At 44.3% G+C, this 19,834-nt stretch carries 15 protein-coding genes; 14 read left to right on the top strand and 1 reads right to left on the bottom strand.

Going from position 1 to position 19,834, the window contains the following annotated elements; genetic code table 11:
• Positions 1 to 4 precede the first annotated feature (4 nt).
• The 14 genes from clpP (at position 5) to AB5443_RS18705 (ending at position 18,571) form a co-directional block, all read left to right on the top strand.
• Positions 5 to 667 carry an ATP-dependent Clp endopeptidase proteolytic subunit ClpP gene (gene clpP / locus AB5443_RS18770; protein WP_004297164.1) on the top strand — a complete coding sequence of 221 codons (663 nt, stop codon included), beginning with the start codon at positions 5 to 7 and terminating at the stop codon, positions 665 to 667.
• Between the two features lie 2 nt (positions 668 to 669).
• Complete coding sequence (gene clpX, locus AB5443_RS18765) at positions 670 to 1,914, top strand: ATP-dependent Clp protease ATP-binding subunit ClpX (protein ID WP_277135008.1); 1,245 nt, start codon at positions 670 to 672, stop codon at positions 1,912 to 1,914.
• Between the two features lie 168 nt (positions 1,915 to 2,082).
• Positions 2,083 to 4,263 carry a DNA helicase RecQ gene (gene recQ, locus AB5443_RS18760; RefSeq protein WP_022137750.1) on the top strand — a complete coding sequence of 727 codons (2,181 nt, stop codon included), beginning with the start codon at positions 2,083 to 2,085 and terminating at the stop codon, positions 4,261 to 4,263.
• 88 nt (positions 4,264 to 4,351) lie between these two features.
• On the top strand, positions 4,352 to 5,830 hold the full coding sequence (gene guaB / locus AB5443_RS18755) for an IMP dehydrogenase (RefSeq protein ID WP_022137749.1): 1,479 nt from the start codon (positions 4,352 to 4,354) through the stop codon (positions 5,828 to 5,830).
• A gap of 107 nt (positions 5,831 to 5,937) precedes the next feature.
• Positions 5,938 to 7,482 (top strand): peptidylprolyl isomerase, encoded by a 1,545-nt coding sequence (locus tag AB5443_RS18750; RefSeq protein ID WP_277135046.1) that lies wholly within the window; start codon positions 5,938 to 5,940, stop codon positions 7,480 to 7,482.
• 54 nt (positions 7,483 to 7,536) lie between these two features.
• Positions 7,537 to 8,382 (top strand): hypothetical protein, encoded by an 846-nt coding sequence (locus tag AB5443_RS18745; RefSeq protein ID WP_044654670.1) that lies wholly within the window; start codon positions 7,537 to 7,539, stop codon positions 8,380 to 8,382.
• A gap of 9 nt (positions 8,383 to 8,391) precedes the next feature.
• Complete coding sequence (locus tag AB5443_RS18740; protein ID WP_022137746.1) at positions 8,392 to 9,774, top strand: peptidylprolyl isomerase; 1,383 nt, start codon at positions 8,392 to 8,394, stop codon at positions 9,772 to 9,774.
• Between the two features lie 21 nt (positions 9,775 to 9,795).
• Entirely contained in the window at positions 9,796 to 11,466 is a 1,671-nt protein-coding gene (locus tag AB5443_RS18735; RefSeq protein WP_277135009.1) for an OstA-like protein, read from the top strand.
• A gap of 1 nt (position 11,467) precedes the next feature.
• On the top strand, positions 11,468 to 11,767 hold the full coding sequence (locus AB5443_RS18730) for a hypothetical protein (protein ID WP_022137744.1): 300 nt from the start codon (positions 11,468 to 11,470) through the stop codon (positions 11,765 to 11,767).
• Positions 11,768 to 11,881: 114 nt separating this feature from the next.
• Positions 11,882 to 13,783: a DNA mismatch repair endonuclease MutL gene (gene mutL, locus AB5443_RS18725; RefSeq protein WP_022137743.1), complete on the top strand. Its 1,902-nt coding sequence runs from the start codon at positions 11,882 to 11,884 to the stop codon at positions 13,781 to 13,783.
• Between the two features lie 103 nt (positions 13,784 to 13,886).
• Entirely contained in the window at positions 13,887 to 15,074 is a 1,188-nt protein-coding gene (locus tag AB5443_RS18720; protein ID WP_277135011.1) for an OmpA family protein, read from the top strand.
• A 238-nt stretch (positions 15,075 to 15,312) separates the two neighbouring features.
• Positions 15,313 to 15,675, top strand: coding sequence for a hypothetical protein (locus tag AB5443_RS18715; RefSeq protein ID WP_277135013.1), 363 nt, complete (start codon positions 15,313 to 15,315; stop codon positions 15,673 to 15,675).
• Positions 15,656 to 16,093 carry a hypothetical protein gene (locus AB5443_RS18710; protein WP_277135014.1) on the top strand — a complete coding sequence of 146 codons (438 nt, stop codon included), beginning with the start codon at positions 15,656 to 15,658 and terminating at the stop codon, positions 16,091 to 16,093. Before AB5443_RS18715 ends, AB5443_RS18710 begins: the two co-directional genes overlap by 20 nt.
• A gap of 87 nt (positions 16,094 to 16,180) precedes the next feature.
• Complete coding sequence (locus AB5443_RS18705; RefSeq protein WP_277135015.1) at positions 16,181 to 18,571, top strand: DUF2339 domain-containing protein; 2,391 nt, start codon at positions 16,181 to 16,183, stop codon at positions 18,569 to 18,571.
• A gap of 94 nt (positions 18,572 to 18,665) precedes the next feature.
• On the opposite strand, the gene trpS is transcribed toward AB5443_RS18705, so the two are convergent.
• Positions 18,666 to 19,760 carry a tryptophan--tRNA ligase gene (gene trpS, locus AB5443_RS18700; RefSeq protein ID WP_073347521.1) on the bottom strand — a complete coding sequence of 365 codons (1,095 nt, stop codon included), beginning with the start codon at positions 19,758 to 19,760 and terminating at the stop codon, positions 18,666 to 18,668.
• Positions 19,761 to 19,834: the final 74 nt, after the last annotated feature.

Here is a 19,834-nt window from a genome sequence, read left to right as displayed (position 1 = left end):
TAACATGGATGATTTTAGAAAATACGCAACCAAGCATTTAGGAATGAATGGCATGGTATTGGATGATGTGATTAAATCGCAGGCCGGGTATTTGAATCCCTATATTCTGGAAGAAAGGCAGTTGAACGTAACTCAACTCGACGTTTTCTCACGCTTGATGATGGATCGCATCATTTTTCTGGGTACCCAGGTAGATGACTATACGGCAAATACGCTTCAGGCACAGTTGCTGTATCTGGATTCTGTAGATCCGGGCAAGGACATTTCTATTTATATCAACTCTCCGGGCGGAAGTGTATATGCCGGACTGGGCATTTATGACACGATGCAGTTTATCTCCAGTGATGTTGCCACCATCTGTACAGGTATGGCGGCTTCGATGGCGGCTGTATTGCTGGTAGCCGGTGCCGAAGGCAAACGTTCTGCGTTGCCCCACTCACGCGTGATGATCCACCAACCGATGGGCGGTGCGCAGGGACAGGCTTCGGACATTGAAATCACGGCCCGTGAGATTCAGAAATTGAAGAAAGAACTTTATACAATCATCGCCGATCACTCGCATACTGACTTTGATAAGGTATGGGCGGATTCAGACCGCGACTACTGGATGACAGCGCAGGAAGCGAAAGAATATGGTATGATTGATGAGGTATTGATTAAGAAATAAAAATGGCTGATTCAAGAACAAAGAAAAAGTGTAGCTTCTGCGGCAGGTCGGAGAATGAAGTCGGATTCCTGATTACGGGAATGAACGGTTACATCTGCGACAGTTGCGCTACCCAGGCTTATGAGATTACTCAGGAAGCTCTGGGTGAGGGCAAGAAAAGCGCCGGAGCTACCAAACTCAATTTAAAGGAACTGCCCAAGCCGGTAGAAATCAAGAAATTCATCGACCAGTATGTAATCGGACAGGACGACGCGAAACGTTTCCTTTCCGTATCGGTCTACAACCATTATAAACGCCTGTTGCAAAAAGACAACAGTGATGATGTGGAGATTGAAAAGTCTAACATCATTATGGTGGGTAGCACCGGAACGGGAAAAACATTGCTGGCACGTACCATTGCCAAGTTACTGCACGTACCGTTTACGATTGTGGACGCTACGGTGTTGACGGAAGCCGGTTATGTGGGCGAAGATATTGAAAGTATCCTTACCCGTCTGCTTCAGGTAGCCGATTATAATGTGGCGGAAGCGGAACAGGGTATTGTGTTTATCGACGAAATCGACAAGATTGCCCGTAAAGGTGATAATCCTTCCATCACTCGCGACGTGAGCGGTGAAGGCGTGCAACAGGGATTGCTGAAATTGCTCGAAGGCTCAGTGGTGAATGTTCCTCCCCAGGGCGGACGCAAGCATCCCGACCAGAAGATGATTCCGGTGAATACCAAGAATATCCTCTTTATCTGTGGCGGTGCTTTCGACGGCATCGAGAAGAAAATCGCGCAGCGGTTGAATACGCATGTCGTAGGTTATACGGCTTCGCAGAAAACAGCGACGGTAGACAAGAATAACATGATGCAGTACATCGCTCCCCAGGATTTGAAGTCATTCGGACTGATTCCAGAGATAATCGGACGCCTTCCGGTATTGACGTATCTTAATCCGTTGGATCGCAACGCGCTCCGTGCTATCCTTACCGAACCGAAAAACTCTATCATCAAGCAGTATATCAAACTGTTTGAAATGGATAACATCAAGCTGACATTTCAGGATTCTGTCTTCGAGTATATCGTGGACAAGGCGGTGGAATACAAGCTCGGTGCCCGTGGATTGCGCTCTATTGTGGAAACAATCATGATGGATGTCATGTTTGAAATCCCCTCGGAGAATAAAAAAGAGTATGAGGTGACGCTGGATTACGCGAAACATCAACTGGAGAAAGCGAATATGGCACGACTACAAACCGCTTAAAATCAGAGCGTAAGGCGACAAAAAATGATTGTTACTGTATTTTCTTGAAAATATTAGTCACATTTTGCTTGGTAATTACGAAGTTGTTTATAACTTTGTTTGGCTCTCTTGAAAAAGGGGGCTTACTTAAAGTTGAACCATGAACTGAATAAAACAACCTAAGTTAAGATGGCAGGGAAGATTAATTTAACAAATGAACTGAAGAAGTATTTCGGATTTAATAAGTTCAAAGGAACTCAGGAGGCAATCATTCAGAATTTGCTCAGTGGTAGAGATACCTTTGTGCTGATGCCTACCGGTGGCGGGAAATCTTTGTGCTATCAGTTACCTTCACTCTTGATGGAAGGTACGGCTATTGTAATTTCTCCGCTTATTGCGTTGATGAAGAATCAGGTGGATGCCATGCGTAATTTCAGTGAAGAAGACGGCATTGCCCATTTTATCAATTCTTCGTTGAATAAAGGTGCGATAGACCAAGTGAAAACGGATATCCTTGCCGGAAAGACAAAATTGCTATATGTGGCACCGGAGTCTCTGACGAAGGAAGAAAACGTAGAATTTTTGCGCTCAGTGAAGATTTCGTTCTATGCAGTAGATGAAGCTCACTGTATTTCTGAATGGGGACATGACTTCCGGCCTGAATACCGTCGGATCCGGCCTATTATTAATGAAATCGGAAAAGCTCCGTTGATTGCGCTTACTGCGACGGCAACGCCAAAGGTACAGCATGATATCCAGAAAAACCTGGGAATGGTAGACGCCCAAGTTTTCAAATCTTCGTTCAACCGCCCGAACCTATATTATGAGGTACGCGCGAAGACTGCCAATATCGACCGGGATATAATCAAGTTCATCAAGAACAATCCGGAGAAATCGGGCATCATCTATTGCCTGAGCCGGAAAAGAGTGGAAGAACTTGCTCAAATCCTTCAGGCGAATGGCGTAAATGCGCGTCCGTATCATGCGGGGATGGATTCGTTGACGAGAACCAAGAATCAGGATGACTTCCTGATGGAAAAGGTGGACGTCATTGTGGCTACTATCGCTTTCGGTATGGGAATAGACAAGCCCGACGTGCGGTTTGTGATTCACTACGATATTCCGAAGAGTCTGGAAGGATATTACCAGGAGACAGGACGCGCCGGGCGAGATGGCGGTGAAGGTCAGTGCATAACCTTTTATACAAACAAAGACCTGCAGAAGCTCGAAAAGTTCATGCAGGGAAAACCTGTGGCAGAGCAGGAAATTGGAAAGCAGCTTCTGTTGGAAACCGCTGCTTATGCCGAATCTTCCGTATGCCGGCGCAAGACGTTGCTGCATTATTTCGGCGAAGAATATACGGAGGAGAATTGTGGAAATTGTGACAACTGTTTAAACCCTAAGAAACAAGTGGAGGCTCAAGAATTATTGTGTACCGTGATTGAAGCGATTATCGCGGTGAAAGAAAATTTTAAAGCAGATTATATAATAGACATACTACAAGGTAAAGAAACTTCGGAAGTACAGGCACATTTGCATGAAGACCTTGAGGTTTTCGGTTCCGGTATGGGTGAAGAGGACAAAACATGGAATGCGGTGATTCGTCAGGCTTTGATAGCGGGTTACTTGAGCAAGGATGTGGAACATTACGGACTCCTGAAAGTGACGGAGGAAGGGCATAAGTTCCTGAAGAAGCCGAAATCATTCAAGATTACAGAAGACAACGACTTTGAAGAGACTGAAGAAGAAGCACCAGCACGTGGCGGAGGTTCTTGTGCGGTAGACCCGGCTCTTTATTCAATGTTGAAGGACTTGCGGAAAAAGCTCTCGAAGAAACTGGAAGTTCCGCCTTATGTAATTTTTCAGGATCCGTCTTTGGAAGCGATGGCTACTATCTATCCGGTGACACTGGATGAACTGCAAAATATCCCCGGTGTAGGTGCCGGAAAGGCAAAACGCTACGGCGAAGAGTTCTGTAAACTGATTAAGCGCCACTGCGAAGAGAATGAGATAGAGCGCCCTGAAGACTTGCGCGTACGTACCGTTGCCAATAAGTCGAAGATGAAGGTGGCTATCATTCAGGCTATTGACCGCAAGGTGGCGTTGGATGACATCGCTCTTTCCAAAGGAATCGAGTTCGGCGAATTGCTGGACGAAGTGGAAGCGATTGTGTATTCGGGAACGAAACTGAATATCGATTATTTCCTGGAAGAAATCATGGACGAAGACCATATGCTCGATATCTACGATTATTTCAAGGAATCTACCACAGATAAGATTGACGATGCGCTTGATGAATTGGGCGACGACTTCACGGAAGAAGAAGTTCGCTTGGTACGTATCAAGTTCATCTCTGAAATGGCTAATTAAAAAAAAGCGAAAAAAATAGGCGTGCAGGTATGCTGTTTTGAATAAAAACTGTATATTTGCACGCAATAATTTTTAAACGCATAGCCCTATGTCATTTATTGCTGATAAGATTGTAATGGATGGGTTGACTTACGACGACGTACTGTTGATCCCCGCTTATTCTGAAGTTTTACCGCGCACTGTCGACCTCTCGACAAAGTTTTCTAAAAACATTGAGTTGAAAATTCCGTTTGTGACGGCTGCCATGGATACGGTTACCGAAGCGAAAATGGCTATTGCCATTGCTCGTGAAGGCGGTATTGGCGTGATTCACAAAAATATGTCTATCGAAGAACAAGCAAGACAAGTTGCCATTGTGAAACGTGCCGAAAATGGTATGATTTATGACCCTGTAACTATCAAGAGAGGTTCTACTGTCAGCGATGCTTTAGGTATTATGGCCGAATACAAAATCGGTGGTATCCCTGTTGTGGATGATGAAGGTTATTTGGTAGGTATTGTTACCAACAGAGATTTGCGTTTCGAAAGAGACATGGATAAACGTATCGATCTGGTAATGACTCCGAAAGAGAGATTGGTGACTACGAACCAGTCTACCGATCTGGAATCTGCCGCACAGATTCTTCAGAAACATAAGATTGAGAAACTTCCGATTGTTGGAATGGATGGAAAGTTGATCGGTCTTGTTACGTATAAAGATATTACAAAAGCAAAAGATAAACCGATGGCTTGTAAAGATGCCAAAGGTCGTTTGCGTGTAGCTGCCGGTGTAGGTGTGACTGCCGATACACTGGATCGTATGCAGGCTTTGGTAGATGCGGGTGCGGATGCCATCGTTATCGATACGGCTCACGGACATTCTATGTTCGTTATTGAAAAGTTGAAAGAAGCGAAAAAACGTTTCCCGGGCATTGACATTGTGGTAGGTAACATTGCTACCGGAGCTGCTGCGAAGGCTTTAGTGGAAGCGGGTGCTGATGCTGTGAAAGTCGGTATCGGTCCGGGTTCTATCTGTACGACTCGTGTGGTGGCAGGTGTGGGTGTTCCTCAGTTGTCGGCTGTGTACGATGTGGCGAAAGCATTGAAAGGTACAGGCATTCCTTTGATCGCTGATGGTGGTCTGCGTTATTCGGGCGATGTTGTGAAAGCACTGGCTGCCGGTGGATACAGCGTGATGATCGGTTCACTGGTTGCTGGAACTGAAGAGTCTCCAGGTGATACTATCATCTTCAATGGCCGTAAATTCAAATCCTACCGCGGTATGGGTTCTTTGGAAGCAATGGAAAACGGTTCGAAAGACCGTTATTTCCAAAGTGGAACAGCCGATGTGAAGAAACTCGTTCCGGAAGGAATCGCTGCCCGTGTTCCTTATAAAGGTACGCTTTTCGAAGTGGTTTATCAGTTGACAGGCGGTCTGCGTGCAGGTATGGGATACTGTGGCGCTGCCAGTATTGAGAAACTTCACGATGCGAAGTTTACGCGTATTACCAATGCAGGTGTAATGGAAAGCCATCCGCACGACGTGACGATTACCAGTGAATCGCCTAATTATAGCCGTCCGGAATAACATATATAAACGGTGAACTGTTAACTAACGGTGAACGGTGAACAAGCTGTGTCAATCAGCGTATGTTTGCTGCTCACCGTTCGTTGTTTGTAAAATAGGAATTGATGATGAAAAGAAGTCTGTTGTCAGGGTGTGTATGTCTCTTTGCAGTCTCGGTCTTTGCCCGGCAAGACCCTGTGTTGATGCGTGTCAATGGGAGAGAGATATCCCGTTCGGAGTTTGAATATTCATATCGTCGCAATACGGCCGATACGGGTACTAATCTTTCTCCGAAGGAGTATGCGGAACTTTTTGCCCGATCCATGCAGAAGGTGGAAGCTGCCAAAGCAGCCGGACTCGACACGACTTACGCTTTTCGTAAACAACAGGAGATAAACCGGACTAAACTGACGGAATCTTATCTGATAGATAAACCGACGTTGGATAGTTGTGCCCGTGCCCTATATCAGAAGATGGGACTAAAAGCACGTAGCGGACAAGTACAGGTCATGCAGATTTTTAAATATCTGCCGCAAACGATTAGTTCCCGTCACCTGGAAGAGCAAAAGACCCGTATGGATTCTATCTACCGGGCTATACAAAATCAACCCGGACTGGAGTTCTCCAGTTTGGTGGAAAAATATTCGGATGACAAGCAGAGCCGTTGGATAGAAGGTTTGCAGGCAACCACTGAATTTGAGAATGTGGCTTTCGCCCTGTCGAAGGGAGAAGTATCCCAACCTTTCTTTACTCCTGCGGGAATCCATATCCTGAAAGTGACAGACCGGAAAGAACTGCCTGCCTATGAGGAAGTCGTCGATAAACTGATGGAGCGTATGCGACGGAGGGAGATATTGGATAAAGCCACAACGAAAGTAGTGGAACGATTGAAAAAAGACTGGAAATATACTCCCAATCAGGTAGGTATAGATGAACTGTTAATAAAAGGCGGAACAGGACAAACCTTGTTCACCATTGATGGACAGAACTATACGGGAGCCATGTTTAAGCGCTTTGCCGCTTCACATCCGCAGGCCGTAAAACGGCAGCTTGATGAATTTACAGCCAAGTCGTTATTGGATTATGAAAGCAGAAATATGGATAAAAGGCATCCCGAAATTCGTTATGCCCTGCAAAAATCCAATGAAGATTATCTCATAAAAGAGGTGACACGCCAGAAAGTTGATTTGCCTGCAATGAACGACCGTGCCGGATTGGCGACTTATTTCAAGTTTCATTCGTCGGATTACCGTTGGGATACTCCCCGGTATAAGGGAGCAGTTCTTCATTGCGCAGACAAAAAGACCGCCAAACAGGCAAAAAAAATGCTGAAGAAACTGCCACAAAATGAATGGACGGATAAACTTCGGCAAACATTTAATAAATCCGGAGTAGAAAAGATACAAATTGAACAGGGTATTTTTGCCGACGGAGACAATAAATATATAGATAAACTGGTTTTCAAGAAGGGCGGATTTGAATCTTTGGTGTCTTATCCTTTTACCATTGCTGTTGGCGAAAAACAGAAGGGACCGGATGATTATCGGGAAGTAATAGACCGGGTGCGGAGGGATTATCGAACCTATCTTGACACGTACTGGACGCGGGAATTGAGGGAGTCCGGTAAGGTTGAAATAAACCAAGAGGTTTTAAAAACAGTTAATAATAACTGATGTAACCGATTATTCACTATCTTCGTACCTTAAATAAGTAGATTTCAGTTGACAATGCGAATATTAGTCCTCTTACTGATTACCCTTCTTACTTGTGGAGCGTGCAAGGAACGGCGCGACCACAAAGGAAAGACTCCTTTGGTAGAGGTGGACGGTAATTTTTTATATAAAGAAGATTTGATGTCTGTACTTCCTGTCGGATTGTCAAAAGATGATAGCATTCTCTTCGCCGAGCATTATATTCGTAGCTGGGCAGAAGAGATTTTGTTGTATGAAAAAGCAGCAAACAATATTCCCGACAATGTGGATGTAGAGAAGCTGGTGGAGAATTATCGGAAAGCGTTGATTATGCACACTTATCAGCAGGAACTGATTAATCAGAAACTGACGAACGATATTCCCGAGCAGGAACTTGCGGAGTATTACGGGAAAAACAAGGAGCTGTTTAAGTTGGAAAGCCCGCTGATAAAGGGATTGTTCATTAAAGTGCCGTTAACGGCCCCGCAGTTGAATAATGTCCGCAGATGGTATAAGTCGGATAAACAGGATGCAGTAGAGAGTCTCGAGAAATATAGTTTGCAGAATGCAGTGAAATACGAGTACTTCTATGACAAATGGGTGCCGGTGACAGATGTACTGGACTTGATTCCGCTGAAGGACGAAGCGCCCGAGGAATATGTGAATAAACACCGGCAGATAGAATTGAAAGATACGGCATACTATTATTTCCTCAATGTGAGCGACTATCGTGGAGTAGGAGAGGAAAAACCGTATGAGTTTGCCCGCCCGGAAGTGAAAGACTTACTGGTCAATCAAAAACGGGTGAGTTTTATGGAACAAGTAAAAAGCGACCTGTACCAACAAGCAGCAAGCAAGAAGAAGATTATATATAATTATTAAATACAAAGAATGAAGAAGTTTGTGAACTTTAGATTTGTTGTTACCCTTGTCCTGGCAGTATTTGCTAATGTGGCAACTTATGCACAGGACAATGTGGTTGATGAAGTAGTTTGGGTAGTAGGTGACGAAGCTATTTTAAAATCAGATGTAGAAGAGGCACGTATGGATGCCCTGTATAACGGCCGCAGATTCGAAGGCGACCCTTATTGTGTAATCCCTGAAGAAATTGCAGTGCAGAAGCTGTTCTTGCACCAGGCAAAGTTGGATAGTATCGAAGTTTCCGAAGCGGAAATCATACAACGTGTGGATATGATGACCAACATGTATATCCAGCAGATTGGTTCTAAAGAAAAAATGGAGGAGTACTTCAATAAAACCGCGACACAGATTCGTGAGACATTGCGTGACAATGCACGTGACGGTCTGACGGTACAGAAGATGCAGCAGAAACTGGTAGGAGAAATCAAGGTGACTCCGGCAGAGGTACGCCGTTACTTCAAAGACCTTCCGCAGGACAGTATTCCGTATATCCCGACACAGGTGGAAGTGCAGATTATCACCTTGCAACCGAAGATTCCTATCTCCGAAATCGAAGATGTAAAAAAGACTTTGCGTGACTATACCGACCGTGTGACTAAAGGGGAGATTGACTTCTCTACACTGGCGCGTCTGTATTCCGAAGATAAGGCATCTGCCATCAAAGGTGGTGAGTGCGGGTTTATGGGACGTGGTATGATGGATCCGTCTTACGCGAATGTGGCATTCAGCTTGCAGGACCCGAAGAAAGTTTCCAAGATTGTAGAATCGGAATTCGGTTATCACATCATCCAGTTGATCGAGAAACGTGGTGACCGTGTGAATACCCGTCACATCCTGTTGCGTCCGAAAGTATCTGAAAAAGAACTGACCGAGGCTTGTGCACGTCTGGACTCTATTGCTGATGACATCCGTGCCAACAAATTTACGTTTGACGAAGCGGCTGCCGTTATCTCACAAGATAAGGATACCCGCAACAATCATGGTATCATGGTGAACATCAACGAGAACTCAGGTGTTACTACTTCCAAGTTCCAGATGCAGGATCTTCCGCAGGATGTAGCTAAGGTAGTAGATAAGATGAATGTGGGTGAGATTTCAAAAGCCTTTACAATGATAAACGAGAAGGATGGAAAAGAAGTCTGTGCTATCGTGAAGTTGAAAGCGAAAATCAACGGTCATAAGGCTACTATCGCAGAAGACTATCAGGACTTGAAAGAAATCGTAATGGACAAGCGTCGCGAAGAGATGCTGCATAAGTGGATTCTTGACAAACAGAAACATACGTATGTACGTATCAACGAAAACTGGCAGAAGTGTGACTTCAAGTACCCGGGTTGGGTGAAGAAGGATTGATGTTTAACAGCTTGATTTTATATGCTGAAACAAAATAAGAAAGATAAACAACAAGACAGGCATAGATGGCTCCTTATAGGCTTTCTATGCCTGTTTGGTGTATGTCTTGTGGCGCAAAACCCCAAGAAACCATCGGACGACAAGAAGCAGCCGGAGAATAAAAAGACGAAAGTTTATTTGCTCCATGCTGACGAAGGACAGGCGGATAAACTGGCTCGTCCGGATGTGCAAGTGTTGATCGGTAACGTGAAAATGCGCCATGACAGTATGTATATGTACTGTGACAGTGCATTGATTTTCGAGAAAACGAACTCGGTGGAAGCCTTTAGCAATGTGCGTATGGAGCAGGGAGACACCTTATTTATATACGGTGACTACCTTTACTATGACGGAATGACGCAGATAGCCCAACTCCGTGAAAACGTGAAGATGATTAACCGCAACACCACCCTGCTGACAGACAGTCTGAACTACGACCGTCTCTACGACCTCGGATATTACTTTGAAGGCGGAACTTTAATGGATGAAGAAAATGTGCTGACTTCCGACTGGGGGGAATATAGCCCTGCGACAAAGCAATCAGTATTCAACCATGACGTGAAACTCGTGAATCCTAAGTTCGTATTGACTTCCGATACACTGCGCTACAATACCGATAATAAAATTGCCGTTATCCTCGGCCCTTCCAATATCGTGAGTGATAATAATCACATCTACTCCGAACGGGGATTCTATAACACACTGACCGAGCAAGCCGAACTGCTCGACCGTTCTGTCCTGACCAATCAGGGAAAGAAACTGGTAGGTGACAGTTTGTTCTATGACCGCGTCATCGGTTATGGCGAAGCCTTTGATAATGTGAGAATGACGGATACCATCAACAAGAATATGCTGACAGGCGATTACTGTTTCTATAATGAGTTGACGGACTCCGCCTTTGCTACCAAACGGGCTGTTGCCATTGATTATTCACAAGGCGATAGCCTCTTTATGCACGGTGATACTTTGCAGATGGTGTCTTATAATCTGAATACCGATTCTTTGTTCCGCCTGATGAAGGCTTACCATAAAGTGCGTATGTACCGTACCGATGTGCAGGGAGTATGTGACTCACTGGTTTATAACTCGAAAGATTCCTGCATGACGATGTACACCGACCCGATTCTCTGGAATGACGGTCAGCAGCTACTTGGCGAGCAGATTAAGATTTATATGAACGACAGCACCATTGACTGGGCGCATATCATCAACCAGGCACTGACGGTGGAAATGAAAGACTCCATCCACTATAATCAAGTGTCCGGCAAGGAGATGAAAGCCTATTTTGAAAATGGAGATATGCGGCATATCGAAGTGATTGGTAATGTGCAGACCGCTTTCTACCCCGAGGAAAAAGACAGCACAATGACCGGATTCAATTGCCTGGAAGGTAGTGTGCTTCATCTTTATATGAAAGATAAGAAAATGGAAAAAGGACTGTTTATCGGCAAGTCCAACGGAACCATGTATCCGATGGACCAAATACCGCCCGACAAACTGTGCCTTCCTACTTTTGCCTGGTTCGACTATGTCCGTCCGCTGAATAAAGACGATATATTCAACTGGAGGAGCAAACGGGCGGGAGAAACCCTGAAACCTACCACCGATCGGCGACCGAAAACAGAAAAGCGAAACTTAATTAATATGAAGTAGTATGGGAATGTTTAATTCGATGAGGAAACCTCGTGGTTTTAATCATCAATACATTTACGTCAACGAGCGCAAGGAAAAGCTCGACAAGATGGAAGAAAAGGCAAAGCGCGACTTGGGCATGCTGCCGGAGAAAGAATTTGATCCGGAAGATATCCGTGGCAAGTTTGTCGAGGGAACGACCCATCTGAAAAGAAGAAAGGCAAGTGGCCGTAAACCGGTTTCCTTCGGAGTCATATTGGTTATCATTGCTTTCCTTCTATTTATATGGCATTATTTGGCGACAGGAAGCTGGAGTTTTTAAAAAAGTGAATGAAAGATGATAACAGGCACGGATTACACGGATTTCACGGTTTTTGCAATTTACCACCGCGTAATCCGTGAAATCCGTGCCTGAAAGAATATGAACAGGAGAATTATGAGCGATATTATTCATTTGTTACCTGATTCGGTAGCTAACCAGATTGCTGCCGGTGAAGTGATACAACGTCCGGCATCTGTTATCAAGGAACTGGTGGAGAACGCGATTGATGCAGATGCGCAAAATATACATGTATTGGTGACTGATGCGGGGAAAACCAGCATACAGGTCATTGACGACGGAAAGGGAATGTCCGAAACGGACGCCCGTCTTTCCTTCGAGCGCCATGCTACTTCCAAGATACGTGAAGCTGCTGATTTGTTTGCTTTGCGTACGATGGGATTTCGCGGAGAAGCTCTGGCTTCCATCGCGGCAGTGGCACAGGTGGAACTGAAGACACGCCCTGAATCGGAAGAACTAGGAACGAAACTGGTGATAGCAGGCTCTACGGTGGAGAGTCAGGAAGCTGTTTCCTGCTCTAAAGGGAGCAATTTCTCCATAAAGAACCTGTTCTTTAACGTCCCTGCGCGCCGTAAATTCCTGAAAGCAAACTCAACGGAGTTGAGTAATATCCTTGCCGAATTCGAACGGATTGCTCTGGTTCATCCTGAAGTTGCTTTTTCACTGTATAGCAATGATTCCGAACTTTTTAATCTTCCGGTATCTCCGTTGCGTCAGCGTATTATGGCCATCTTCGGTAAAAAGCTAAATCAGCAGTTACTTAATATAGAGGTGAATACCACCATGGTGAAAATCTCCGGCTACGTCGCCAAACCGGAGACAGCCCGTAAGAAAGGCGCTCATCAGTACTTCTTCGTCAACGGACGCTATATGCGCCATCCTTACTTCCACAGGGCGGTGATGGAGGCTTATGAGCAGTTGATTCCTGCCGGCGAACAGATTTCTTACTTTATCTATTTCGAAGTAGACCCAGCTAATATTGATGTGAATATCCATCCGACCAAGACCGAAATCAAGTTTGAGAATGAACAGGCCATCTGGCAGATACTTTCAGCATCGGTCAAGGAGTCGTTGGGTAAGTTCAGCGCTATTCCTTCCATTGATTTTGATACGGAAGATATGCCTGATATTCCCGTATTTGAACAAAAGACAACTTCTGAGCCGCCCAAGGTACATTATAATTCGGATTATAATCCGTTCAAAGTATCCGCAGGCGGTAGTGGCGGCGGTTCGTACAGCCGTTCAAAGGTGGAATGGGAAGATTTATACGGTGGTCTGACGAAAGCCAGCAAGATGAATAATCCGATGCCGGAACCTGAAATGGAGTGGGAAGACTCGGTTGTCAGCGAAGAAACGTCCGTTATAGAAGAAAAAGTGGAGACAGTGACCTCTATGGCTTCTTCCACTCTATATGCCAGCGAGCCTGTGATAGAAAAAGGGAACCAGCATTTGCAGTTTAAGGGGCGGTTTATTCTGACTTCCGTAAAATCCGGTTTGATGCTTATCGACCAGCATCGGGCGCATATCCGGGTGCTTTACGACCGTTATATGGTTCAGATTCAGCAGAAGCAGGGAGTATCGCAAGGTGTTCTTTTCCCCGAAATATTGCAATTGCCGGCTTCGGAAGCTGCTGTGTTGCAAAGCATTATGGATGATTTATCCGCCGTCGGTTTCGATTTGAGTAATTTGGGTGGCGGAAGTTATGCCATTAACGGAATCCCGTCGGGTATCGAAGGGCTGAATCCGGTCGAATTGGTGCGCAATATGCTACATACGGCGATGGAAAAAGGGAACGATGTGAAGGAAGAAATCCAGAATATACTGGCATTGACATTGGCGCGTGCGGCGGCAATCGTTTACGGACAGGTGCTTAGCAACGAGGAAATGGTCAGCCTGGTGGATAATCTTTTTGCCTGTCCCTCACCGAATTACACTCCGGACGGGAAAACTGTTTTGACGACAATCAAGGAAGAAGATATCGAACGTTTATTCAAATAAAGCAAATAATTTCATCTATTTCTAAAACCTTTTAGTTCAGTTCGTGTTATTTAATTAGTTCAACAAAGAAAAAGATTTAAATAACCACTTAACTATTAGGTATATGAAAAAGATTCTGATGTTGCTGGCTTTTGCCGGCGTTGCGTCTGTCGCTTCTGCGCAGCAGACTATGACGGTAACTGAATACGAAGTGATTCAGGTACAAGATAAATATCAAGTAATAACCAACCCGTTCTGGAGCAACTGGTTCTTCTCAGTAGGAGGCGGTGCTCAAGTGTTGTATGGTAACAATGACCATATCGGCAAATTCAGAGACCGCGTCGCTCCTACATTCAACGTGTCTCTCGGCAAATGGGTGACTCCGGGCTTCGGATTGCGTATGCAATACAGCGGACTGCAAGCTAAAGGATTCACAATGAATGAAACTGCCAATTATGTAGTCGGTGGCCCGAGAGAAGACGGTTCTTACAAACAGAGGTGGGATTACATGAACCTTCACGGTGATTTGATGATTAACCTGAACGCGCTCTTCGGTGGATACAACCCGAACCGTGTATATGAAATCATTCCTTATATCGGTGCCGGCTGGGCTCATTCTTACTCAAAGCCTCACACTAATGCCGCTACTTTCAATGCAGGTATTATCAACCGTTTCCGCCTGTCCAGTGCTGTCGACTTGAACATTGAGTTGAGTGCGACCGGCCTTGAAGGCAAATTTGACGGTGAACATGGTGGTAAACGTGATTATGACGGTATCCTCGGTGCTACTGTCGGCGTAACTTATTATTTCCCGACTCGTGGATTCCAGCGTCCTGTACCACAGATTATCTCCGAACTCGAATTGAATCAGATGCGTAACCAGATGAATGCGATGGCAGCCGCCAATATGCAGTTGCAACAGCAGTTGGCCAATGCACAACAACCGGTTGAAGTGGAAGAACAGGAAGCGGTAGTCATTACAGACCCGAATATCGCTCCGCGTACCGTATTCTTCACGATTGGTTCGGATAAACTGTCTCCGCAAGAAGAAATGAACCTGTCTTATCTTGCCAGCCGCATTAAAGAATTCCCGGGCACTACCTATACTATCAACGGATATGCCGACTCTGCAACAGGTAGTCCGGCTTTCAACCAGAAGTTGAGTCTGGAACGTGCACAGGTTGTTAAAGACTTGCTGGTTAAGAAGTATGGTATTCCTGCTGATAACTTGAAGGTTGCCGCCGGTGGTGGCGTCGATAAGTTCGGTCAACCGATTCTGAACCGTGTTGTGTTGGTAGAAACTGCAAAGTGATAAAGTAAATTCAATATCCGGTGATTTTCCGTAACCGCCGACTGAAAAGAAAAGCGGCTGAAAGTGAACCCTGAAATAAAAGGTTTCTGCTTTCAGCCGTCTTTTTTATTAGTTCAATCGAGAACTGACGCCTGCTTAAAAATAGACAAAGTAGTAAAAAACCGAACAGATAATGGGGAAAAATAATATAATCTGTTCGGTTTTTTACTATCTTTAATTATTAAAATCATAAAGTATTATGAGAAATCTAATTATTTTACTTTTCGTATGTATTCTGTTTCCACTCTCTGCGCTAGCTACAATGCAAGAACCGGATCGTATTCTTTATAAAGGAAGATTGTTATTGACGGGGTCTATTACGATGGGAGGGTATCCCATCGTTACAGATAGTACTTATAAATATACCAAATGGAATACTGCTTGTGCAAGAGGTTATGTCGCTACTTGGGAACTAAGGAACGACAGTTTGTTTCTTGCTAAAGTATATGATGCTGATTTTGATGAGATTCCATTGTCTGTGCTCTATCCACATAGGGATACATCATCAGGAGTTTTTGCTTCTTGGTTTAATTATATGTTGTTTGCCAGAAGGGGGGGATAGGACACCTGTGTTTTTTGCTAAATTTAAAGAAGGGAAAGTTGAAGCATTTCATGAAGTTACTGGATATTCTTTTCCTATGGATTTTTCAGGCATATGGTGTGGTGAAGATAGTTTATGGCAAGTAAAATTAGATTTGGTATGTGGTGATAAAGAAAAGATTACTGGTATCTATACTGCTCGAAAGAAGAATGGAGATTTGCAATGTCGTGTGGCAGAAAACATAAACTTTGCAGTCCGTGGACGGCAGCGGTATGAAGAGATAAGCATGTATATTCAAACGGATACTATAAAAGGGAATGAAATATGGATAATGGTTTCTCCTTTGAAAAACGATTTGTTAGAATTTAGAGTTATATTTCCTGATTCGTCTGTTCCGGAGATTCCTGAAAAATGTCGGTTGAGGCGTTGTTCACTTTGATAGCTGAAAGATTCTTCTTTACCAAAATAATCGTATTGTTTAGTTATTTTTTCTATATTTGTGATATTGAATCAAATACAAAATACTATGGGCGATTTGAATAGTGTATATCCGCTGCTCGGTATAGTGATACTTATTGTTTTGCTATGTCGGTTTGATGGTCGGTTTACGAAGATGGAGAAAGAACTTGATGTAATAAAAAAACAGATGGATGCTCTTCTGAAAAGGCAGGCAAAAATGGCTCCTGGTGATATGACATCAAGTGAAGAGATGCCTGAAAAAGTAGTAGCAGAAGTCTTGTCAAAAGAAAAATTGCTTGAAGAGGAGTTGGTTGTTCAAAGACAAAGTACGATTGTAGAGACTGCGGTTGTCGATAATTTGAAAGATGCCCCGAAAGAGATTTCGGAAGATGTTCCGGAAAAGATTCAAGAAGAGATTATTGAAAAGATTACAGTTGAGGATATTGCTGAGAAAGATTCTGTAATATCCCCGACTCCGATTGCCGCAAAACCGATTACCCCGAAACCGTCGAAGAAACAAGTAAACTACGAAAAGTTTATCGGTGAAAACCTTTTCGGAAAGATTGGTATTCTCATATTTGTGATAGGGGTGGGGTTCTTTGTGAAGTACGCTATTGACAAGAACTGGATAAACGAGACTTTCCGTACCGTACTTGGTTTCCTGACGGGGGCGGCACTACTGTTTGTTGCCGAACGCTTGCAGAAGAAATATCGTACATTCAGTTCACTGCTTGCCGGTGGTGCTTTCGCTGTGTTCTATCTCACGGTTGCTATCGCATTCCATTATTATCATATCTTCTCGCAGACTGTTGCATTTATTATTCTGGTAGCTATCACTATATTTATGTCTGTTCTGTCTGTGATATATGACAGGCGTGAGCTGGCTATTATTGCACTTGTAGGTGGATTTTTAGCCCCCTTCATTGTGAGTAGCGGTGAAGGAAGTTATCAAGTTCTGTTTACTTATGTGAGCATTTTGAATTTGGGAATGTTCGGGCTTTCCATCTATAAAAAGTGGAGTGAGCTTCCGATTATCTCATTTGTCTTTACTTGCCTTATCATGGCTAGTTTCTTATTGTTGAGTTATTCTTCCCGCTCTACGGTCATTTCGGGGCATTTGCTGATGTTCGCTACCCTGTTCTATTTTATCTTTTTGCTTCCAGTGTTTTCCATTCTCCGTGGAGAGAAGATACAGGCAATGAGCCGCGGGCTGGTATTTGTCATCATCACTAATAATTTTGTCTATCTGCTTTCGGGGATTCTATTCCTGAAGAACATGGGACTGTCTTTTAAGGCGAGCGGTCTGTTGAGCCTGTTTATCGCTCTCGTTAACTTGGGGCTGGTTCTTTGGTTGTGGAAGAATAGGAAGGAATATAAATTCCTCGTGCATACCACGTTGGGGCTTGTGCTGACATTTGTCTCCATTACAGTTCCGATTCAACTGGACGGAAACTATATAACCTTGCTGTGGGCATCGGAAATGGTATTGCTGTTGTGGCTCTATGTTAAGTCGAAAATTAGAGTATATGAGTATGCGGCTAAAGTTCTGGTAGGACTCACTTTCGTTTTTTACTTGATGGATGTGTATAGTGTGATGTTTGAACATCATTCCTTGGATACAATTTTTCTGAATAGTTCATTTGCCACCTCTTTGTTTGTGGGATTAGCGACAGGAGCATTTGCTTTATTAATGGAATATTATCATTCCTTCTTCTCTACGGCACGTCGGTTGAAATACAGCTTCTGGAATCCTTTTATGCTTATCGTCTCCGTAATCATACTTTATTATACATTTATGATGGAATTCAATTTGTATTTTGAAGGGGCGACGAGAAGCGGAGCAATGTTCTTGTTTACTGCCGTTTCCATTTCGAGTGTTTGCTATGCTTTCAGAAAACGATTCCCGATAACGAAACATCTCACTTCTTATATCTTGACTATCGGGGCAAACGTACTTGTATATATTATAAATATATGGGGCGACCAGAGAATATGGACTTCCCCTCCTGTTGTACTACCATGGCTGACAGCTGCGTTCGTAATAGCGAATTTGTATTATGTAGCACGTATGTACTATACATCAATCGGCATAAAATCCCGTTTCACCGTATATCTGAATATTCTTGCCACGCTCCTTTGGCTGACAATGGTACGCTCTTTCCTTTGGCAAGTAGGAGTGGACGATTTCAGTGCCGGGCTGTCACTCTCATTAAGCATTGCCGGGTTCGTCCAAATGGGGTTGGGCATGCGCCTGCATCAGAAAGTACTCCGCATGGTGAGCCTTGCGACTTTCGGAATAGTCCTGCTCAAACTCGTCTTTGATGATTTATGGGCTATGCCGACCATCGGCAAGATTATTGTATTTATCATTCTGGGATTGATATTGCTGATACTTTCATTCCTTTATCAGAAACTAAAGGATGTGTTGTTCAAGAATGACGAGGAAGAAACAAACTGAATCTTTGAAAAATATCCGATAAGAAAGGCTGCCTGTTCTACAAAAGAAGGGCAGCCTTTACCTTATAATTATGTTTATTCCCAGACGAAATCTTTTACTCTTGCGAGAAACGTTTCACCTGCTCTTCAATCAATTCCTTGTCATCAAAGTAATTAATCTTCATCGCCTTCTTTACGTCAGCCAAAGTCTCGGCAGCCGTAGCTCTTGCCACTTCGCAGCCTTGCTGAAGCATCTCGTAGATAGCAGGGATATCCTTGCTGAACTCCTTGCGACGATTGCGAATCGGCTCCAAAGTCTCCTGCATGATGGAATTCAGGAAACGTTTTACTTTCACGTCACCCAATCCGCCGCGTTGGTAATGAGCTTTCAACTCTTCCAGATTCGGATAGTCCGGCAAGAAGCGTTCGAAATGTTCGGGGCGGCAGAAAGCGTCGAGATAAGTAAATACGGTATTGCCTTCAATCTTTCCCGGATCTTGTACGCGGAGATGTCCCGGGTCAGTGTACATACTCATGATTTTCTTCTGAATCTCTTCCGGTTCTTCCGACAGATAAATACAGTTGCCGAGTGATTTGCTCATTTTCGCCTTGCCGTCGGTTCCCGGCAGACGCAGGCAAGCCGCATTGTCCGGCAACAGGATTTCAGGCTCTACCAGAGTTTCACCATATATATAGTTGAACCGGCGGACGATTTCGCGTGCCTGTTCGAGCATCGGTTCCTGGTCTTCGCCGACGGGGACGGTCGTTGCACGGAACGCCGTGATGTCCGCAGCCTGGCTGATGGGATAAGTGAAAAAACCTACGGGGATACTCGCTTCAAAGTTACGCATCTGGATTTCCGCTTTCACAGTCGGGTTACGTTGCAGGCGGGATACGCTGACAAGATCCATAAAGTAGAAACTGAGTTCGCACAGTTCCGGGATTTGCGACTGGATGAAGATAGTGGCCTTGGACGGGTCGATGCCGCAAGCCAAATAATCGAGGGCAACCTCGATTACATTCTGACGTACCTTTTCAGGATTGTCTATATTGTCGGTCAACGCCTGCGAATCGGCGATGAAGATAAACATCTTACTGTAATCACCTGCGTTCTGCAAGTCAACTCTGCGTTTCAACGAACCTACATAATGTCCGATATGAAGTCTGCCGGTAGGGCGGTCTCCCGTCAATATGATTTTTTCTTTTCCCATTGTTATTACCTTATTAATATAGATTTAGCGGCAAAGATACAGATAAAAACTGAAAGGAGCACTAAAATGCGCTC

The sequence above is a fragment of the Bacteroides sp. RTP21281st1_H5_RTP21281_210402 genome, from assembly GCF_040918965.1.
In the GTDB taxonomy this organism is placed as follows: Bacteria; Bacteroidota; Bacteroidia; order Bacteroidales; family Bacteroidaceae; genus Bacteroides; species Bacteroides congonensis.
Note: the sequence above shows the minus strand (reverse complement) of the source record. Positions and strands in the feature narration are given on the sequence as shown.

Excerpts from the sequence above, each read along its gene's own strand:
- clpP (WP_004297164.1), top strand. The coding sequence starts at position 5 with ATGGATGATTTTAGAAAATACGCAACCAAGCATTTAGGAATGAATGGC.
- clpX (WP_277135008.1), top strand. The coding sequence starts at position 670 with ATGGCTGATTCAAGAACAAAGAAAAAGTGTAGCTTCTGCGGCAGGTCG.
- recQ (WP_022137750.1), top strand. The coding sequence starts at position 2,083 with ATGGCAGGGAAGATTAATTTAACAAATGAACTGAAGAAGTATTTCGGA.
- guaB (WP_022137749.1), top strand. The coding sequence starts at position 4,352 with ATGTCATTTATTGCTGATAAGATTGTAATGGATGGGTTGACTTACGAC.
- AB5443_RS18750 (WP_277135046.1), top strand. The coding sequence starts at position 5,938 with ATGAAAAGAAGTCTGTTGTCAGGGTGTGTATGTCTCTTTGCAGTCTCG.
- AB5443_RS18745 (WP_044654670.1), top strand. The coding sequence starts at position 7,537 with ATGCGAATATTAGTCCTCTTACTGATTACCCTTCTTACTTGTGGAGCG.
- AB5443_RS18740 (WP_022137746.1), top strand. The coding sequence starts at position 8,392 with ATGAAGAAGTTTGTGAACTTTAGATTTGTTGTTACCCTTGTCCTGGCA.
- AB5443_RS18735 (WP_277135009.1), top strand. The coding sequence starts at position 9,796 with ATGCTGAAACAAAATAAGAAAGATAAACAACAAGACAGGCATAGATGG.
- AB5443_RS18730 (WP_022137744.1), top strand. The coding sequence starts at position 11,468 with ATGGGAATGTTTAATTCGATGAGGAAACCTCGTGGTTTTAATCATCAA.
- mutL (WP_022137743.1), top strand. The coding sequence starts at position 11,882 with ATGAGCGATATTATTCATTTGTTACCTGATTCGGTAGCTAACCAGATT.
- AB5443_RS18720 (WP_277135011.1), top strand. The coding sequence starts at position 13,887 with ATGAAAAAGATTCTGATGTTGCTGGCTTTTGCCGGCGTTGCGTCTGTC.
- AB5443_RS18715 (WP_277135013.1), top strand. The coding sequence starts at position 15,313 with ATGAGAAATCTAATTATTTTACTTTTCGTATGTATTCTGTTTCCACTC.
- AB5443_RS18705 (WP_277135015.1), top strand. The coding sequence starts at position 16,181 with ATGGGCGATTTGAATAGTGTATATCCGCTGCTCGGTATAGTGATACTT.
- trpS (WP_073347521.1), bottom strand. The coding sequence starts at position 19,760 with ATGGGAAAAGAAAAAATCATATTGACGGGAGACCGCCCTACCGGCAGA.